General features: G+C 41.6%; 12 protein-coding genes, 1 tRNA gene and 1 pseudogene. All 14 read left to right on the top strand.

All coding sequences use genetic code 11. The features are described from left to right. The first annotated feature begins 506 nt into the window (after positions 1 to 506). Entirely contained in the window at positions 507 to 695 is a 189-nt protein-coding gene (locus HW278_RS12820) for a phosphinothricin acetyltransferase (protein ID WP_317166215.1), read from the top strand. A gap of 568 nt (positions 696 to 1,263) precedes the next feature. Further along, positions 1,264 to 2,213 (top strand): annotated as a pseudogene (locus tag HW278_RS07045) (type IX secretion system membrane protein PorP/SprF). 17 nt (positions 2,214 to 2,230) lie between these two features. Then, positions 2,231 to 2,596: a dihydroneopterin aldolase gene (gene folB / locus HW278_RS07040; protein ID WP_178977382.1), complete on the top strand. Its 366-nt coding sequence runs from the start codon at positions 2,231 to 2,233 to the stop codon at positions 2,594 to 2,596. A gap of 45 nt (positions 2,597 to 2,641) precedes the next feature. Continuing rightward, a tRNA-Cys gene (locus tag HW278_RS07035) sits at positions 2,642 to 2,712 on the top strand. Positions 2,713 to 2,759: 47 nt separating this feature from the next. Further along, positions 2,760 to 3,140 (top strand): hypothetical protein, encoded by a 381-nt coding sequence (locus HW278_RS07030; protein ID WP_178977381.1) that lies wholly within the window; start codon positions 2,760 to 2,762, stop codon positions 3,138 to 3,140. Positions 3,141 to 3,254: 114 nt separating this feature from the next. Then, on the top strand, positions 3,255 to 3,734 hold the full coding sequence (locus HW278_RS07025) for a regulatory protein RecX (RefSeq protein ID WP_178977380.1): 480 nt from the start codon (positions 3,255 to 3,257) through the stop codon (positions 3,732 to 3,734). Next, positions 3,724 to 5,382: a DUF6909 family protein gene (locus HW278_RS07020; protein WP_106096032.1), complete on the top strand. Its 1,659-nt coding sequence runs from the start codon at positions 3,724 to 3,726 to the stop codon at positions 5,380 to 5,382. Before HW278_RS07025 ends, HW278_RS07020 begins: the two co-directional genes overlap by 11 nt. Before the next feature lie 151 nt (positions 5,383 to 5,533). After that, on the top strand, positions 5,534 to 11,008 hold the full coding sequence (locus HW278_RS07015) for an alpha-2-macroglobulin family protein (protein WP_178977379.1): 5,475 nt from the start codon (positions 5,534 to 5,536) through the stop codon (positions 11,006 to 11,008). Between the two features lie 673 nt (positions 11,009 to 11,681). Then, complete coding sequence (locus tag HW278_RS07010) at positions 11,682 to 12,767, top strand: hypothetical protein (protein ID WP_178977378.1); 1,086 nt, start codon at positions 11,682 to 11,684, stop codon at positions 12,765 to 12,767. Positions 12,768 to 12,770: 3 nt separating this feature from the next. Next, positions 12,771 to 13,388, top strand: coding sequence for a hypothetical protein (locus HW278_RS07005; RefSeq protein ID WP_178977377.1), 618 nt, complete (start codon positions 12,771 to 12,773; stop codon positions 13,386 to 13,388). A 50-nt stretch (positions 13,389 to 13,438) separates the two neighbouring features. After that, positions 13,439 to 14,740 (top strand): 30S ribosomal protein S12 methylthiotransferase RimO, encoded by a 1,302-nt coding sequence (rimO, locus tag HW278_RS07000; protein ID WP_178977376.1) that lies wholly within the window; start codon positions 13,439 to 13,441, stop codon positions 14,738 to 14,740. Between the two features lie 62 nt (positions 14,741 to 14,802). Continuing rightward, entirely contained in the window at positions 14,803 to 16,350 is a 1,548-nt protein-coding gene (locus HW278_RS06995; RefSeq protein WP_178977375.1) for a type I restriction-modification system subunit M, read from the top strand. A gap of 9 nt (positions 16,351 to 16,359) precedes the next feature. Continuing rightward, entirely contained in the window at positions 16,360 to 17,385 is a 1,026-nt protein-coding gene (locus HW278_RS06990) for a virulence RhuM family protein (protein WP_178977374.1), read from the top strand. A gap of 2 nt (positions 17,386 to 17,387) precedes the next feature. Continuing rightward, on the top strand, positions 17,388 to 18,578 hold the full coding sequence (locus HW278_RS06985) for a restriction endonuclease subunit S (RefSeq protein WP_178977373.1): 1,191 nt from the start codon (positions 17,388 to 17,390) through the stop codon (positions 18,576 to 18,578). The last annotated feature ends 76 nt before the right edge of the window (positions 18,579 to 18,654 follow it).

The following is an 18,654-nucleotide window of genomic DNA, read 5'->3' as shown; positions in this document are numbered from 1 at the left end:
AAAGTGTTAGGTTGTATACAATTAAAATTAGAGAATTTGGAAATTAGCAAATTAGAAAATGAGGGTGCGAGCGCACGGGCAGTCGTAGCACGACGGGCTATTAACTTTGGCAAAGTGCATACCGCAAAAGCGATGTATTGGGACTGTTAGGAGCTATCGGAAGGAAACGGAGGGTTTCGGAAGAGGGTTGAGATAGGTTTTGGTGAAAAAAGGGTGTAAGGAGGGTGGGGTTAGCTTATAGAGAGCTTATAGGAAGCTTATACGAATCTTGCACGATTGGTATAGAAAGGGTATATAAAAAATTGATTCATAATATGATACAACGATGCAAAAAATGGTAAAAAAGGGGTTTCGAGGCGAAAGAAAGAGGAAGAGGTGATAGGCCTTAGGCCACAGGCACTAGGAGGGAGTGTGACGGAAAAAATAATGAAATGACGAATGACGAGAGACGAATGACGAAGAAAATGTGATGAAAATCTCTCGCGGACTTCCCTCGGAGAGGGGGAATGTGGCGAGTCATTTATTGGGTAAGCCCCCGAACCCCCGAAGGGGGACAAGCTGGAAAAGGTGACAAACTTCCCCCTTTACACATACTTCGCTCTCGTGGGGCACATACCCAGCCATCGCTGGCTACCTTCAAAGGGGGAATGTGTCGACGGAAAGGAGAAGGGATAATTAAAAAATTAGCAAATTAGAAAATTTGTAGTGAGAGCACGAGCTAAAAGCTCGCGCCAGCGGAGAGCAAAGTTGAACCTCCTATAAAGCAACCTCCAATGAGGTCGAGCAGACAGAATGGTTCGGACTTGTGGGACGAGTGGAGGGAGAATAATGACGGAAGGGTGATTTTAGAGTGATGTGGGTGAGATGTTTTGTGGTTTATAGAAAAAAATCATCATTTTGAAACGTTAAAATTGTTTAGGTGGAGTCATTAAGATACGGTGTTTTTTACACATATGAAAAAACGCATCAAAAGCCGTTTTTAGCATTATAATCTTCATAAAAAAGTATAAATAGGCTATTTTTATATGTTAATTATTCACAAAACATAAAAATATAAAAAGCTGAAAAACAGCTTTAAAAATGTTAATAAAAATATAAATGTGTTAAATATGCACATTTTTTTTGTAAAAAAATAGTGCAGTAAAAAAATAATGAGTATATTTGCTGAAAATTTTGCACACTATAGCTACGTACTATATAGGTGTTGTGAGATAATTAGTAATTTTATAGCAAGAAAATAGTTTAAGTAAATTTTTATCGACAATGAAAAGAATAGTATTGTTAATGCTCGCACTATGCACTATGGGGGGAAAGCTCTTTCGCAAGAGTTGAACTTGCCACAAATGAACCAATATTTGGCAGATAGCGAATTTCTTATTGCCCCTACCTATGCAGGTATTGGGGACTTTGTGAGAATACGTCTTTCAGCAGGTACTCAATGGGTAGGCGTTAAGGGCGCTCCTGATTATCAATCGCTTGCGGGAGATATGCGTTTAGGAGAACGCAGTGGCGTGGGGCTTATGCTTTATAATGACCGCAACGGGAACACCAAGCAAATGGGGGGTAAAGCTACGTTTGCGCACCACCTTACACTTGACCGTTATGACAACCACTTTATTTCATTTGGTATTTCGTATGCCTTGAACACTTTTAGGATTGATATCGACAAGTTCGACAATATTCCTGACCCACAAGTTACTAACGACCGCTTTACTGTGAATCACAACTTTGATGTAGCGGTGCTTTACCGCTATAAAAGATGGTTCGTAAACCTATCGGGTTTGAACATCTTAAACAAGGATATTGAGCGTTTCTACAAAGAAGAGCCTAAGGCTTTGCGCAACTACCTTGTTTACGCAGGATACCGTTATAAAAAAGACAAGAACAGTCGTTTTGAAATAGAGCCTTCAGTACTTTATCAGTACTACGAAAGCGACGGGCGTTCTACTACTGATTTTAACCTTAAATTCCGCTGGATGGATTTAGACGATTATTATTGGGTAGGGGTGAATTATCGCTCGTTAAATGACCAAATCTTCAAACCACTAAACATTGGTCCTATGGCGGGGCTCAAACGCGGAATGGTGTACTTTGCATACTCTTACCAACTCCACTTAAACGAACTTATCAGATACAACTCAGGTACTCACGTGGTAACCTTAGGTCTTGACCTATTCCAAGGAGTAAGTAACTGTAAATGTGCACAGCGATAGTAGTATAACAATATAGAATGCAACATATTATCTTAAAGAATATACGCGTTCGCGCCAATCACGGGTGCCTTGTTGAAGAGGGTATTATAGGGAGTGATTACCGCGTGGATGTGAAGGTGAAAGTTCCTCTTGAAAAAGCTATTAAAAGCGACCGGCTTGCTGACACGGTAGACTATGTACACTTGAACAGGATTGTAAAAGAAGAGATGGCTATACGGTCGGAATTATTAGAGCACGTAGCGGGTCGCATTATAGACAGGATATTCAAAGAGCTTTCTGAGGTTCAGAAGATAACACTTGAAATTGCGAAAATCAATCCCCCTATTAATGGCGACGTAGCCTCGGTGAGTGTAAAAATAAAACAGAAAAAACTTGCTAATTAAAAAAAAGGTAGTAACTTTGCACGCTGATACTACAAAACATAAAAAGGCATCGTGGCCGAGGGGCTAGGCAGAGGTCTGCAAAACCTTTTACAGCGGTTCAAATCCGCTCGATGCCTCACTTTTTAAGTAAACAATTAATCCACAAAATAAAAATTTCAAAAAGATGACAAACGTTTTAGACAAATTTATTCAGGATGTAAAAAATAACATTCCTGGTTTTATCGCCGTTTCAGTAACTGAAGTACGTTCAGGTGTTTCTTACGGCGCAGAATCAGTAGATCCTAATTTTGACCCTAACTTAGGTTCTGCTTATAACTTAGAGGTAGTGAAGGCTAAACAAAATGCTCTTCAAGCATTAGGATTGGCTTCTAAGGAAAAAATAGATGAGATTGTTATTGTTCTAACTGACCAAAATCACATTATTGATGTGTCAGCAAACGGCAGTTATTTCATTTATTTAGTAGTAGACTCGACCAAAGCAAACTATGGTATAACAAGAGCTTTACTTTCTAAGCACAAAAAAGACTTAGAAGCTATTTTCTAATCACGACTCTAATTCCCGTATAATTAAGTTAGTAAAAGATTAGTAAGAAAGTTATTAAGAGAAAGCTACCGTATTGGTAGCTTTTCTTGTATCTTTGCCCAATTACAAAATATAATGGAAGCTACTGCAAAGACCTATACCATACAAGAGGCAAAAGAGCGACTGGAAGCCTATTGTGCCTACCAAGAGCGTTGCCACCGCGAGGTAGTAACAAAACTGCGTACTATGGGTATGATACCTTTGGCTATTGATGATATAGTGGTACACCTGATACAGAACGGCTTCCTAAACGAAGAGCGCTTTGCTAAAAGCTTTGCCCGTGGTAAGTTTCGCATCAAAAAATGGGGACGCGTGCGCATAGAACGGGAACTAAAAACTAGAGGACTTTCGGATTACAATATTGAAGTGGGCTTAGAAGAAATTGACGAAGAAGAATACATAGATACTTTCGAGATAGTGGCTGAGAAAAAACGAGCTACCATCAGAGAAAAGAACCTTTATAAAGCTAAAGCTAAACTGGCTAATTACCTACTGTACCGCGGTTGGGAGCCGGATTTGGTTTATGAGAAAGTAGAAGAATTATATGAAAAGTAGAGCACAGGAATCAACGAACGCTATAGAGCGTATGTATGTAACGATGAGACACCTCTTTTCAAGGGGTTTCTATAAACCTATGGGTATCTCGGGCGAGGCACTACGCGAATCACTACTGGTATTGCGTCCAGAAATCTATGGTAGTATTGCAGAGAGCAAATCGGAACTGAACGGGCTTATTTACGTACTTGACCGTCTGCCTGAAGGGATTGAGCAGTGTAAATACATCAACCTAATTGCTGATGAGGGATACCGCCAATCGCACTTCAAGCCTATTATCCCACCGAAGCGTCGCCGCAATTGTTACCGTATAGACCCTGAGCAGATGAATATTGAAATCACTCGTGGTCGTTCGGATATTTACGACGTGCTTACGCACCTTACTTTCTTATTTATAGAGTCACACAAAATCGCTGACCGCATTCTGTTAGACGACAATAAAATTTCGCACGATTGGGCAAAATTAGAAGCCAATATACAAAAAAATAAACTCACCCTTGCCGAGCGTGAGGCTACCTTTATACACATAGGCAACCTTTTAGGGCGCACTTTTGAAGAGGTGCTGGGAGCTTACAAAGCCTTAGCTACTCCTACCCTACCCGACCGCTTTATCCACATTATTTACTGGTTAGGCAAGCTCGCTCTGAACGAACGCGTGAACGACGATAAGCGCACTATCACCTTTAGCACTGTATTGCGCGAGCGTATCGGGCATCACCTACACGGAGAGATATGGGCGGAACACATCAAGCATATATTACTAAAAAATGGACTCTTAGAACGCCCGTTACACATCATCAGTGCCAATATGCACAGCGTGATGAACAGCTTGTTTGCTGAAAAAGCACTTGCCAAAGAAGTGGAAGTAAACTCACGTATAGAACTCTTCGAGCTCCTAAGTCTGCCCGAAAGTGAACCTTTACGCAAAAAAGTGAAGGAATACGCTCATAAACACGGAATGATTTCGGTAGACGATACTTCTGGTACGAACATCGATGTGCAACTGTTTGACACTGCCAAAATAGACTTTACAGATACACCATACGAAGTACATCACCTTGAAAAGGGTGAAAAACCTGTGATATTAGTAATGGACTACGCTTTTGGTGAACAAGCCTTTGAGACCATAGATGAACTCCTAAAACCTTATCACAAAGGAGGCAAGACCTATTTCTTAGACGTGCTTTCTATCTCAATTATGGGTAAGGCAGGCATCTTGGAAGGTGAGAAAGGAGACCTGATGATTCCTACTGCACACATCTTCGAAGGTACGGCAGATAACTATCCTTTCCACAACGAATTTACGAAAGCCGACTTTGAAGGTAATGGGCTGAAAGTGTTTGAGGGCTCTATGATTACTGTGCTAGGAACTTCACTACAAAACAAAGATATATTAAAATTCTTCCTACACTCTACGTGGAATGCAGTAGGCTTAGAGATGGAAGGTGTACATTACCAAAAAGCCATACAGTCGGCATCAAAAATACGCAAGAGCATACGTGAAGATGTGAAAGTGCGTTATGCTTACTACGCTTCCGACAATCCTTTGGAGACTGGTAGCACTCTTGCCTCAGGAGGCTTGGGCACTACGGGAGTAAAGCCTACCTACCTCATCACCTTTAAAATATTAGAGCAGATTTTTAACTAAGTACGAGCCACACAGGCAGTCGTAACAGTACAAACAATTAGAGTGAGCGACACAAGTATTATTTTTAGAGGGTACGCTTTTTCAGAAAGCATTTGCTAATTTGATAATTAATTCCTACCTTTGTACCTTAAAATATTAGTGTCATCAAAATATGAAAAAAATAAGCTTTGTACTGATAGCGTTGTTGGTCGCTATCGCTTGTAAGAAGAATGTAAATTTCAACAGCGACCCACTAGCTTTTAAAGATTATATTTCAGGGTATACCTCAGGGCTTATCTCTGCTCACTCAGGAATAAAAATACTACTGAACGAACCCTTGTCGCAAGACAAAATGGACAAGGTGAGCGACCTTAACCTCTTTGAAATTTCGCCTAAGGTGAAAGGAAAAGTGGTGTGCGTAAACCCTACACTTGTAGAGTTTATGCCTGAAAAACCTTTGGCTCAAAACACAGAGTACCGCGTGTCGTTTCACGTAAAGAAGCTCTATGCAGTACCAAAAAAGGAACTGGAGATTTTCAACTTTACAGTGAAAACTTTTCAACAAGCCTTTCGAGTAAGGTCAAACGAGTTACAGTCGTACAACCGTGATTATTATTTTCTTAGTGCTGAACTCTTGGCTAATGACCAAATACCTTACGAAACCGCTAAAGAGATTTTAAAAGCGACTCTTGATGGGAAGAAAGTAGGAGTGAAGTTCCAGTCGCAAGGCACTAATAACAAGTTTGTGATTATCTTCGACAGCTTGCCTCGTCTCAACAAAGAACAAACTCTCCAAATAAAATGGGACGTTAAAGACATACCTAAAGAAAACCTTATACCTTTCTCTTATACTATTCCGCAAAAGGGGGTGTTCAAGGCACTAAACGTTAAAACCGATGGTGCCAACCAGGCTTTCAGTGTAAACTTTTCTGACCCCTTAGAAAAAGAACAAGATTTTACAGGACTCATAAGCCTCAGCAATACCAATACTGCACTGAAATACAGCGTAAACGGCAACGTAGTGAAAGTCTTCCGGGAGGAACAAAAAGAGGGTGACTACAAGGTGCACGTTTCTAAAGGTATCAAGAATATCTATGGCGACCGCTTGGAAAAAGAAGCGACTTTTGACATCAAATTTTTACAGCAAAAACCCGATATTCGCTTCCTTAAGAGCGGTACTATCCTACCGAGCTCACAGAATTTGAAAATCAACTTCCAAACTATCAACTTGCGCGCGGTGAATGTAACAGTATACCGCATTTTCGAGAACAATATCTTTCAGTTTTTGCAAGATAACGATTTGGGCGGAGGCTCGTACATACAGCGTGTAGGCAAACCTATTGCACGAAAAGTACTCAAACTGAACGACAGTGCGCTCTATCCGCTGAACGAGTGGAATACTTATTCGCTCGACCTTGCTTCGGTGATTACACCCGAACCAGGGGCGATTTACCGAGTAGAATTAGGAATGACCAAAAACTATTCACTCTACGCTTGTGGTGCTAAAAACGAAGAACCTCTTGACCTTTCGTTTGAACAAAAACCATTAAATGACGACGATGTAAACTACTCTCAATACTATGATTACGACGAAGAATTCTATTGGGAAGAAGACGAGGATAGTCCTTGTAAAGACAATTATTACTACGGCAGAACGGTGGGTACCAATGTGCTTGCTTCCGACCTTGGGGTGATTGTAAAGAAAGGACAAACGAACAACTTTACCATAGTAGTAAACGACTTGCTCACTACCAAACCGGTAGTTGGAGCAATAGTAGAGGTATTCAGCTACCAACAGCAGAAAATACAAGAAGGCAAAACCGATAGTAAGGGAATATTGCGCTTAGACCTCAGCAGTCGTGCTTACTTTGCTAAAGTGAAAAAAGACAAGTTCACTACCTATGTGAAGTTAGACGACGGCGCACCACAGTCGGTAAGCAAATACGATGTAGATGGTATGCGCTTACAGAAAGGGCTCAACGGCTTTATCTATACCGAACGTGGCGTATGGCGACCCGGTGATAGCATTTATGTGGGTTTTATATTGAATGACTTTGCCCAAAAGACCCCTGAAAAACTGCCTATCAAACTGCGCTTTACTGACCCTTACGGAAAGGTGATTGCCGAGCGTATGCAGAGTAGCAACCCTACCAACCAGTATGTATTTGGACTAAAAACCAACTCCGATGCGCCTACGGGCAATTGGAGTGTGAGTATCTCGGCAGGAGCTACGAAATTCAGCAAACGCATCAAAATTGAAACCATTAAGCCTAACCGCTTGAAGATAGAGAACAACCTCAACGGTAAACTTATCAGTCAAAAGGGCGACAATGTGCGCTTGCAAGTGTTGTGGTTACACGGCACTCCTGCAGGTAATACAGGTGTGAGCGTGAAAGCGAAGTTCTACCCCTTAGAAACTGCCTTCAAAGGTTATGAAAAATACGTGTTCAACAACCGTGCTTATCAGTTTGAGAGCGAAGAGATGAACGTATTTGAAGGGCGTACCGATAGCAACGGGAATGCGAATTTCTACTTCAGAACTAACGACTTAGATGCTCCTGGTATGCTAAAAGTGAACTTCCTCACCCAAGCCAACGAAAGTGGTGGCGATTTCAGTACCGATGTGAGTACAGCCTCTTTCTCACCTTATAGTGAGTACGTAGGTTTACGCTTGCCCGAAACCAACAAATACGATTATTACAACACCCAACAAAACCACACTTTCGATGCAGTAGTACTCAGCGAAGAAGGCAAACCACTCAGCCATAAAGACGTATCGGTAACCGTGTATAAAGTAGGCTGGAACTGGTGGTGGGACGCTTCGAACCAGAATATCTCTACCTACAATAGCAGTAGTAGCAATGCTATTTACACCACTAAAAACATCACTACCGACAGCAGTGGTAAAGCACGTTTTACACTCAATATTCCGGATGCCGACTGGGGTCGCTATTTTATTATGCTCACTGATGACCAAAGCGGTCATAAATGTGGCACGACTGCTTATTTTGATTGGGGTGACTGGAGTGGCAAATCGCGTGGCAGTGAAGGTAGTGAAGCGGTAATGCTCGCTTTGGGTACTAACAAAAAAGAATACAGCGTAGGTGAAAAAGCTAAGATTAGTTTTCCGTCAGACAAAGGCGGTCGCGCGCTCATCTCGGTAGAAAACGGGAACGATGTACTCGAAACTCACTGGGTAGAGACCGCTAATAAAGAAACTACTTTTGAGGTACCTATCACCAATAAGATGACGCCTAATGTGTATTTTTATGTTACCCTCTTGCAACCACACAACAAAACGCTCAATGATGCACCTATACGCCTCTATGGGGTGATACCGGTGAAGGTGGTAGACAAGAATACCGTCCTCAATCCTATAATCCAAATGCCCGACCGATTGACTCCTAACCAAAAGGTACAGATTAAAGTAAGTGAGAAATCGGGTAAACCGATGACATACACTTTGGCTATCGTAGAAGACGGACTCCTAAACCTCACCCGCTTCAAAACTCCTAACCCTTGGAATACTTTCTTTAGCAAAACTGCTCTTGGAGTAAAGACTTGGGACGTATATGACGATGTAATAGGTGCTTATGGAGGTACTATCAACCAAGCGTTCAGTATAGGAGGAGACGAAGATTTAGGCGGTGCCGATGCACAGAAAGCAAACCGCTTCAAGCCATTCGTAATATTTAGAGGTCCGTTTGAACTGAAAAAAGGAGCGGGCAATACCCATACCGTGAAAATTCCTAACTATATGGGCTCTGCTCGTGTGATGGTAGTAGCCAGCGATGTGAAAGGCAACGCCTATGGTAGTGCTGAGAAAAAGGATATACCTGTGGTGAGTCCGCTATCGATTTTGGGTTCCTTACCACGCAAAGCAGTGCCTAATGAGAAAATCGTGTTGCCGGTAACCGTTTTTGCTATGGAAAAACAAGTGAAGAACGTATCGCTACAAGTAGAGACTAACGGTTTGTTTAAAGTAGTAGGCACACGCAACCAACAGTTGCACTTCGAGAAAACAGGGGAGCAAATGGCATACTTTGAACTTGAAACCACCTCGCAAACAGGTATCGGTAAGGTGAAAATCATTGCCACTTCGGGTAAGGAAAAAGCGACTTATGAGGTGGAAATGAATGTGTACAACCCTAACCCTGTAACTTATGTAGTACAAAACGCCGTATTGCAAGGCGGACAGTCGCATTCTCTCAATATCAATCTCTTTGGTGAAAAAGCCAAGACTGTATTAGAAGTATCGAGCTTCCCAGGGGTGAACCTTACCCAGCGTTTGGGTTATCTTATCGCTTATCCGCACGGTTGTAGCGAGCAACTCACCTCAGGGGCGTTTCCTCAACTTTTCTTAGCTGACTTTGTAACCCTTTCTAAAGAAAAAGCCGATGAGGTGAACCGCAATGTAAGTGCTACCATTAGCAAATTGTATGAAAACCAACTCTCTAATGGAGGCTTTACCTACTGGAAAGGAGGTAAGTATGCCGATGATTGGGTAACCTCGTATATAGGTCAGTTTTTTGTAGAAGCCGAGAAGAAAGGTTATGTATTGCCCTCAGGTAGCAAACAGCGTTGGCTCGACTATCAGAATAATGAGGCGCGCCAATGGCGTTACGAGGGTAAATATCAAAACGATTTTGCCCAAGCCTATCGCCTCTATACTTTGGCTCTTGCCGGAAATCCTAACATAGGCGCTATGAACCGCTTGCGTGAACTCAGTGAGCTCACTCCTAACGCTAAACGTACTTTGACAGCAGCCTACGCTCTTGCCGGACAAAAGCAAACCGCTGAAAAGCTCTTCCAAACCACTTCCATAGACGACGATGCCGATAACTATTACGGCTCGGTGTTGCGCAATAAAGCAATGGCAATGGAAACTGCTTTGCTTATCGGTAGGAAAGAAGATGCAGGACGCTGGGCATTGGAGATTGCAGAAAAACTCTCGACTAACGATTGGCTCAGCACCCAAACTACAGCCTATTCGCTTTATGCAATGGCAAAATATGTACAAAAGAACAAGAGCGGTAGAAATATAGCAGCTAGTTATACTTTGGGTGGTAAAACCGAAAACTTAAAATCTACCGAGCCAATACTACAGAAGACGCTTGTTGCCAAAGGCAATGAGACTTTACAAGTGAAGAACAATGGTAACCAAACCCTTTATGTACGCCTCATTACCAGTGGTATATTACCTGTAGGCAAAGAGCTCGCTATGCAAAACGGACTGGCTCTTAACACGACTTACCGCGATAACAACGGACACACACTTGATGTGACTAATTTGCGCCAAAGCACTCAGTTTGTAGCTACTATTGAGATTACGAACCTCACAGGGGAGAGAGTAGACAATGTAGCACTCACCCAAATTATCCCTTCGGGCTGGGAGATTGTAAACACTCGATTTACTGACTATGATGAAGGTGATGGCAACGGCTATATAGACTACACTGATTTCCGTGACGACCGTGCGAATTTCTACTTGTCGCTGAAAGCCAAACAAACGAAGTATATCAAGCTCAAGCTGAATGCTTCGTATGCGGGACACTATTATCTGCCGGGTACTTATGCTGAGGCAATGTACAGCAACCGCTACAACACCCGTACCAATGGTAAATGGGTGGAGGTAATTAGGAAATGAGATAATTAGAAAATGAGGGAATGAGAGAATGAGAAAATGAGAAAATGAGAAAATGAGAAAATGAGATAATTAGAAAATGAGATGTGATATAGAAACTGCCTGCAGTAATGTGGGCAGTTTTTTATTTGAAAGATTTCTGGAAAGCTCGGAGGTGCGAGGTCGTAACACGGCAGGCAATTGTAGCACGGCAAGCGGGGAAAAATTAGCAAATGGGGAAGCGTTGAGGGGTTCGGAAGGTATCGAAAAAGTTCGGAAGAGAGAAGGAAGAGTTTTTGGTGAAAAAAAGGTGTAAGGAGGGTGGGGTTAGCTTATAGAGAGCTTATAGGAAGCTTATACGAATCTTGGACGATTGGTATAGAAAGGGCACATAAATAGTTGACTCATAATATAATACAGCGATACAAAAAATGGTAAAAACGGGGTTTCGAGGCGAAAGAAAGAGGAATCCTCACCCCGTCCCTCTCCAAAGGAGAGGGGGATATAGTGACGGAAAGAGAAGGGATAATTAGAGAATTAGCAAATTTGGAAATTAGCAAATGAGAAGTGTGATTAATTGGAGAATCTCTGAAAGAGGTTGGATTTTTGTTATTGTGTAAAAGTTTAACATTCCTTTAATAGTTGAGAATAAAAAAAAGCATTACTTTTGCCCCAAAATTTAAATACATACAACATTATGAAGAAATTTTTATTGAGCCTTTTGGCCACAGTTGCCCTCGTAAGTTGTGGCGACAAAAACGATGATGCTCCTGCATATTCTGCAGAGGAAGCAAAAGCGGCGGTTACCGCTACGATGAACAGTTTTTATGACTGTCTTAAAAAAGCAAATGACGGCGGTTTTGCTGACTTCTTTTACAATACTGTATTCAAAGAAGCAGGTAGAGACCAATATGGTAAAAAAGAAACGTGGTTTGACCAATTAGGTGACCAATTCGACCGTCAGTTTGACTTGAACAAAGACAATGGTTTTAACTATCAAGAGCTCAAAGGTACCTACACTTGGAATAGCACTACTAAACAATGGGACAAAACGGCTAATACTACCAATAACATTGTTTGGTTGTTCCCTGCTACGGCTAGCAGTACTACCAACAATGCCCGTGGGGTAGTAGAAAATTATGAAGATTTTAAAGCTACTTTTGAAGGAGGAGATGTAAGTAAACTTCCTATAAAAGGTCACGCTGTTGTTACGGTAGATAACGTAAAAATGCTTGAAGTAACAATTGGCAATGTGAGATATGAACAAAACGCTAATTTTGCAGTGCCTACTTCAGCAGATATTACTATTTTTACCAATCCATTTACCACTACTATCAGACTTACCAAACAAACCGCTGAGAACTTTATCTTTGACTTTGCCTTCAGTTCTCCTCAAGGCTGCACAACTGGATTAAAAGCCAATGTAAAACTTACTTCTGGTAATTATGATAGCTTTGCTACTTTTGAAGAAGCAGTTGATAACATTCACGTGTTAGCTATTCAAAATGACTTTCAAATTATAGCACAAGCAGATGTAAAATCAGTGCATAAGTTAGGTAAAAAAATAGGAGACTTAACAGTGGAAGAAGCAAATACTTATGTAAAAGCAGAGCTCTATAAAAATGGTCGCAAAGTAGCTGATGTGAAATTCGATAAAGAAAACGACGAAGAGGTAGTTTACTTTATTTTCTCTGACGGTTCTAAAGAAAAAGCAGAAAAATACGTATCGGACTTTGAAGATAGAGTAACCGAAATATTCAAACGTTTTACTAAAACTAAATAAGTAATGAGAAACTTCTTATTATTCATTTTAACTATAATTAATGGCATTGCTCTCGCTCAAGAGGGCAATGTTCTTTTTAGGACTACTGATAGTATCGTCGCCACTACCTCTCCTACGACAATTGTGAATGATATACCAGAATGTAAGCATCAAATAGGCATAGGGCTTTCCAAATTTGTAAATGCCGCCTTCCCCAGTGATAGCAATGCTTTTCTATTGGAATACCGCTACCTAAAAACGCCTTCTTTTGCCTATCGTATTGGGGGAGATTATCGCGCAGAAACTGCTAAGGATAGCAGTTATGAACTCGCTTTGAAGATAGGTGTTGACAAACTCTTCAAAGACTATAAGAAATGGCAATTTTACTATGGAATTGATGTTTGGGGGCGTTATCTTTATTACAAAGACCGCCAACAACACTTTACTAATATTGCTCTTAATCCTTTTTTCGGGGTACTATTTCGCTTGAGCAAGAATTTTTCGGTAGCTACCGAGCCAGGTTTTTTTGTGAAATACAGCATTCGTCGCGATCGCCGAAGCTTCGACCCCGATGCTCAAACCGAGTGGTTTGAGAGTCGTTTAGCTAAAATAGGCTTTGTACAACTGAATTTCCATTTTTAAGCGTGAACCACAAAATTATTCTTATCTTTGCACCCTGAAACTAACAACAAATGCGAACAAGAAGTATAAAGAAAAACACTATAAACGTCATAACCCTTGGGTGTTCTAAAAATGTGTATGACAGCGAAGTGCTGATGGGGCAACTTAAAGCGGGTGGTAAAGAGGTGGTGCACGAACAAAAAGGCAATATTGTGGTGATTAACACTTGTGGGTTTATCAACAATGCCAAAGAGGAGAGTATCAACACTATTTTGGACTATGTACAACAGAAAGAAGCCGGATTGGTAGATAAGGTGTTTGTAATGGGGTGTCTCTCTGAACGCTATAAACCCGATTTGGAGAAAGAAATCCCTGATGTAGACCAATACTTCGGTACCAGTGAGCTACCTGCCCTCTTGAAAGTACTCGGCGCCGACTATAAACACGAGCTCATAGGCGAGCGCCTCACTACTACCCCTAAGAACTACGCCTATCTGAAAATATCGGAAGGTTGCGATCGCCCTTGTAGCTTTTGTGCAATTCCGCTAATGCGCGGGGCGCACCTATCGACCCCTATTGAAGCTCTCGTAACCGAAGCGGAGAAGCTGGCTGCCAAAGGGGTGAAAGAACTTATACTCATCGCCCAAGATATTACTTACTACGGTCTCGACCTCTACAAGAAACGCGCCCTTGCCGACCTACTGCGTGTCCTTGTGAAAGTCGAAGGCATCGAGTGGATACGCATACACTATGCATTCCCTACCGGCTTCCCGATGGACGTATTGGAGGTGATGAAGACTGAACCTAAAATCTGCAACTATTTAGACATTCCGCTTCAACATATTTCTGACTCTATCCTCGCAAGTATGAAGCGCGGTACTACTCAAGCGAAGACTACTAAACTGCTGAAAAAGTTCCGCGAAGCAATACCCGAAATGGCTATACGCACTACCCTTATTGTGGGGTACCCAGGAGAAACGGAAGAAGACTTCCAGAAACTAAAAGACTTTGTAAAAGAAATGCGCTTCGACCGTTTGGGTTGTTTTACTTACAGTCACGAGGAAAATACTACCGCCTATGCGCTCGAAGACGATGTGCCGGAAGAAGTAAAGCTTGCACGTGCTAACGAGATTATGGAGATACAATCGCAAATATCGTGGGAGCTCAACCAAGAGAAACTAGGGAAGAGTTTTCGTTGCCTTATCGACCGCAAAGAGGGCAACTACTTTGTAGGTCGCACCGAATACGACTCGCCCGATGTAGACAACGAGGTGCTTATCGATGCTAAAAAACACTATGTAAAGATAGGTGATTTTACAGATGTAAAGATTATTGATGCTACCGATTACGATTTGTATGGAGAGCCGTGCTAATCAACAAATCAGCTAATTCGCAAATTATTATTACCTTTGCACCTATGAAAATAGGTAATATAATGACAAGTATCAAGCAAAGAGAAGAAATACAAGCCACAATTTGGAAAATAGCCAACGAAGTACGCGGAGCAGTAGATGGGTGGGACTTTAAACAGTTTGTGTTAGGAACCCTCTTTTACCGCTTTATCAGTGAGAATTTCACGAACTACATTGAAGCAGGCGACGAGAGTGTGCATTATGCCCAGATGCGTGATGAAGAAATTTCTCCCGAAATAAAAGACGATGCTACCAAAACCAAAGGCTACTTCATCTATCCCAGTCAGCTGTTTACGAATATAGCCAAAAATGCGAATAGCAATTCCAATCTCAATACCGATTTAGCCACTATCTTCTCAGCTATCGAAAGCTCTGCCAATGGCTACCCCTCTGAGACTGACATCAAAGGACTGTTTGCCGACTTCGATACTACCTCCAACCGCCTTGGCAATACCGTTGAGGAAAAAAACAAACGACTTGCGGCTGTGATTAACGGAGTGGCAGGACTTAGTTTTGGCGATTTCGAAAACCACCAAATCGACCTCTTTGGCGATGCTTATGAGTTCCTCATCTCTAACTATGCTGCCAATGCAGGCAAATCGGGCGGGGAGTTCTTTACCCCTCAGAATGTATCAAAACTCATTGCGCAGTTGGCATTGTTAGGACAAACTTCAGTAAATAAGATTTACGACCCTGCTTGTGGGTCGGGCTCTCTGCTACTACAAGCTAAAAAACACTTCGATGACTACCAGATAGAAGAAGGCTTTTTTGGGCAAGAAATCAATCATACTACCTACAACTTGGCGCGTATGAATATGTTCTTGCACAATATCAACTACGATAAATTCAATATTGCCTTAGGCGATACGCTTATCAACCCTTGTTTTGGTGATGAAAAACCTTTTGATGCCATCGTTTCCAATCCTCCTTATTCGGTGAACTGGATAGGTAGCGACGACCCTACCCTTATCAACGACGACCGTTTTGCACCAGCAGGTGTATTAGCCCCAAAATCTAAAGCCGACTTTGCCTTTGTATTGCATTCCCTCAGCTACCTTTCGGCTAAAGGGCGTGCCGCTATTGTCTGCTTCCCCGGTATCTTTTACCGCGGAGGCGCCGAGCAGAAAATACGCAAATACCTCATCGATAACAACTATGTAGAAACCGTTATCGCCCTACCGCCCAACCTCTTCTACGGCACCAGCATTGCCGTGAATATATTGGTGCTTTCCAAACACAAACCCGATACCCGAACCCAATTTATAGATGCCAGTGGTGAGGACTTTTTTAAGAAAGAAACTAATAACAACGTACTTACTGATGACCATATAGCGCGTATTGTTAGCATTTTTGCTGACAAAGAGGCAGTACCTTACACCGCTGTGCAGGTAGACAACCAGCAGATAGCCGAAAATGACTACAATCTATCCGTTAGTTCGTATGTAGAAGCGAAGGACACCCGTGAGGTGATAGATATTCAGCAACTCAACGCCGAAGTAGCGCAAACCGTAGTGCGGATTAATGAGCTGAGGGCGGATATAGAGGAGATTATTAGAGAAATAGAAAACTAATTGATAAATATGGAAGCGCAAAAAGAAGAAATCATACTTTATCAGCGTGAAGATGGTGCTGTACAAATAGATGTAAGGGTAGAGGGGGAGACTGTTTGGCTCACACAAGAACAGATGGCCACATTGTTTGGAAAGGGACGCACCACTATAACAGAGCATATCTCTCATATTTTTGAGGAAGGAGAATTGGATGAAAAAGTGGTATGTCGGAATTTCCGACATACCACTCAACACGGTGCTATAGAAGGAAAAACTCAAGAAAGAGAAGTAAAATATTACAATTTAGAGGTGGTTATTTCTGTGGGTTATCGTGTTCGTTCTGTACAAGGAACACGCTTTAGACAATGGGCTACTGAGAGGTTAAAAGAATACATTGTAAAAGGTTTTACAATGGATGATGAACGACTAAAAGGCAATGGAGGAGGAAATTACTGGAAAGAGCTTCTCAATAGAATACGTGATATCCGCTCAAGTGAAAAGGCGCTATACCGTCAAGTGCTCGATTTGTATGCTACCAGTAGGGATTACAACCCTAAAAGTGAAATAACCCTTACTTTTTTTAAAATAGTACAAAACAAACTGCATTATGCCTGTAGCGAGCAAACATCGGCTGAACTGATCTATAGCAGAGCAGATAGTACTAAGGATTTTATGGGGCTTACGACTTTTAAAGGAGCTTTGCCTACCCTAAACGAGGCTAAAATAGCAAAGAATTATCTTACAGAAGAAGAACTATTCCGCTTAAACCGTCTTGTTTCTGCCTTTTTTGATTTAGCAGAGCTTAAAGCACAAACACAAAGCCCCATGTATATGCAAGATTGGGTAGATGAATTAGATAAATTTTCAGCCAATTACGGCAAAGGAGTATTGAAAGGAGCAGGGACTATTAGCCACGAACAGGCGGAGCAGAAAGCAATACAAGAATACCGAGCTTATGAAGCCCGCACACTATCGCCTATAGAACAATCCTATTTAGAGAGTTTAAAAGCATTGGAGAAAAACACAGCTAAGCTATTGAAAACAAAACACAAATAACAATGACACAAGAACCAAAAATATTCCCTTATATAGCCCGCCTCCTACAAGGCGCTGAAGTGGTATGGAAACCGCTGGGAGAGGTAGCGGAATTGAAGAGAGGTACTACTATAACTAAGAAAACCTCAAATGAAGGAATATATCCTGTTATTTCTGGGGGACAACAACCAGCATACTATATTGATCAATTCAATCGAGACGGAGAAACAATCACAGTTGCTGGTTCGGGAGCTTATGCAGGTTTTGTAATGTATTGGAATGAGCCTATTTTTGTAGGAGATGCCTTTTCAGTTAAAGCAGATGAAAAGCAAGTCTTACCTCGCTTTATATATCACTTTTTATTAAGTATCCAAGAAAAGATACATGATTTAAAGTCAGGAGGAGGTGTGCCTCATGTATATGCAAAAGATGTAGCTCGTTTTGTTATCCCTCTTCCTCCTCTTTCTGTTCAGCAAGAGATTGTTCGTATTTTGGACAAGTTCACCCAGCTGGAGGCGGAGCTGGAGGCGGAGCTGGAGGCGGAGCTGGACTGCCGCAAGCGGCAGTATGAATACTATCGCAATAAGTTGTTGACTTTCAATGAGATAGGGGGGGGTACTGAGATAGTTTGGAAAACGCTGGGAGAAGTAGGCACTTTTATACGGGGCAATGGATTACAGAAGAAAGATTTTGTAGAAACAGGTATAGGCTGTATTCATTACGGGCAAATCTATACTTATTATGGCATAAAAGCCTCTGAAACTATTTCGTACGTAACAGAAGACTTGGCTAAAAGCTTAAGAAAAGCCTCTCATAATGATTTGATTATTGCAGGAGTAAGTGAGAATATAGAAGATGTTTGTAAATGTGTTGTTTGGGAAGGAGAAGAGGATATTTGCGTAAGTGGTGATACCTTTATTTTTAAAACAGACCAAAATCCTCATTACATAGGACATCTATTGAGAATGGATAATTTTTTAAACTATAAAAGGAAGAATGCTATTGGTGCAAAAGTAACCCGACTACAAGCGGGAAGTTTGCCTAAATATACTATTCCTCTCCCCCCATTAGAAGAGCAACAACGTATCGCCAACATTCTCGATAAGTTCGATACTTTGGTCAATTCTATCAGCGAGGGGCTGCCTAAAGAAATAGCCCTACGCAGAAAACAATACGAGTATTATAGGGAGAAATTATTGTCGTTCCCCTCGTAGGGGTCAATGGTAATTGATCCTAAATATTGAGGAAGGATTGTTGTTTGAAGGCGAATTGCCTCACATACTCAGCTGC

The organism is Capnocytophaga sp. oral taxon 902, assembly GCF_013394735.1.
Taxonomy (GTDB): domain Bacteria; phylum Bacteroidota; class Bacteroidia; order Flavobacteriales; family Flavobacteriaceae; genus Capnocytophaga; species Capnocytophaga ochracea.
This window is presented reverse-complemented; position numbering and strand designations above follow the sequence as displayed.

Bases quoted from the DNA above. Each gene is read 5' to 3' on its own strand.
- HW278_RS12820 (WP_317166215.1), top strand. From the start codon at position 507: ATGTGGCGAGTCATTTATTGGGTAAGCCCCCGAACCCCCGAAGGGGGA.
- folB (WP_178977382.1), top strand. From the start codon at position 2,231: ATGCAACATATTATCTTAAAGAATATACGCGTTCGCGCCAATCACGGG.
- HW278_RS07030 (WP_178977381.1), top strand. From the start codon at position 2,760: ATGACAAACGTTTTAGACAAATTTATTCAGGATGTAAAAAATAACATT.
- HW278_RS07025 (WP_178977380.1), top strand. From the start codon at position 3,255: ATGGAAGCTACTGCAAAGACCTATACCATACAAGAGGCAAAAGAGCGA.
- HW278_RS07020 (WP_106096032.1), top strand. From the start codon at position 3,724: ATGAAAAGTAGAGCACAGGAATCAACGAACGCTATAGAGCGTATGTAT.
- HW278_RS07015 (WP_178977379.1), top strand. From the start codon at position 5,534: ATGAAAAAAATAAGCTTTGTACTGATAGCGTTGTTGGTCGCTATCGCT.
- HW278_RS07010 (WP_178977378.1), top strand. From the start codon at position 11,682: ATGAAGAAATTTTTATTGAGCCTTTTGGCCACAGTTGCCCTCGTAAGT.
- HW278_RS07005 (WP_178977377.1), top strand. From the start codon at position 12,771: ATGAGAAACTTCTTATTATTCATTTTAACTATAATTAATGGCATTGCT.
- rimO (WP_178977376.1), top strand. From the start codon at position 13,439: ATGCGAACAAGAAGTATAAAGAAAAACACTATAAACGTCATAACCCTT.
- HW278_RS06995 (WP_178977375.1), top strand. From the start codon at position 14,803: ATGACAAGTATCAAGCAAAGAGAAGAAATACAAGCCACAATTTGGAAA.
- HW278_RS06990 (WP_178977374.1), top strand. From the start codon at position 16,360: ATGGAAGCGCAAAAAGAAGAAATCATACTTTATCAGCGTGAAGATGGT.
- HW278_RS06985 (WP_178977373.1), top strand. From the start codon at position 17,388: ATGACACAAGAACCAAAAATATTCCCTTATATAGCCCGCCTCCTACAA.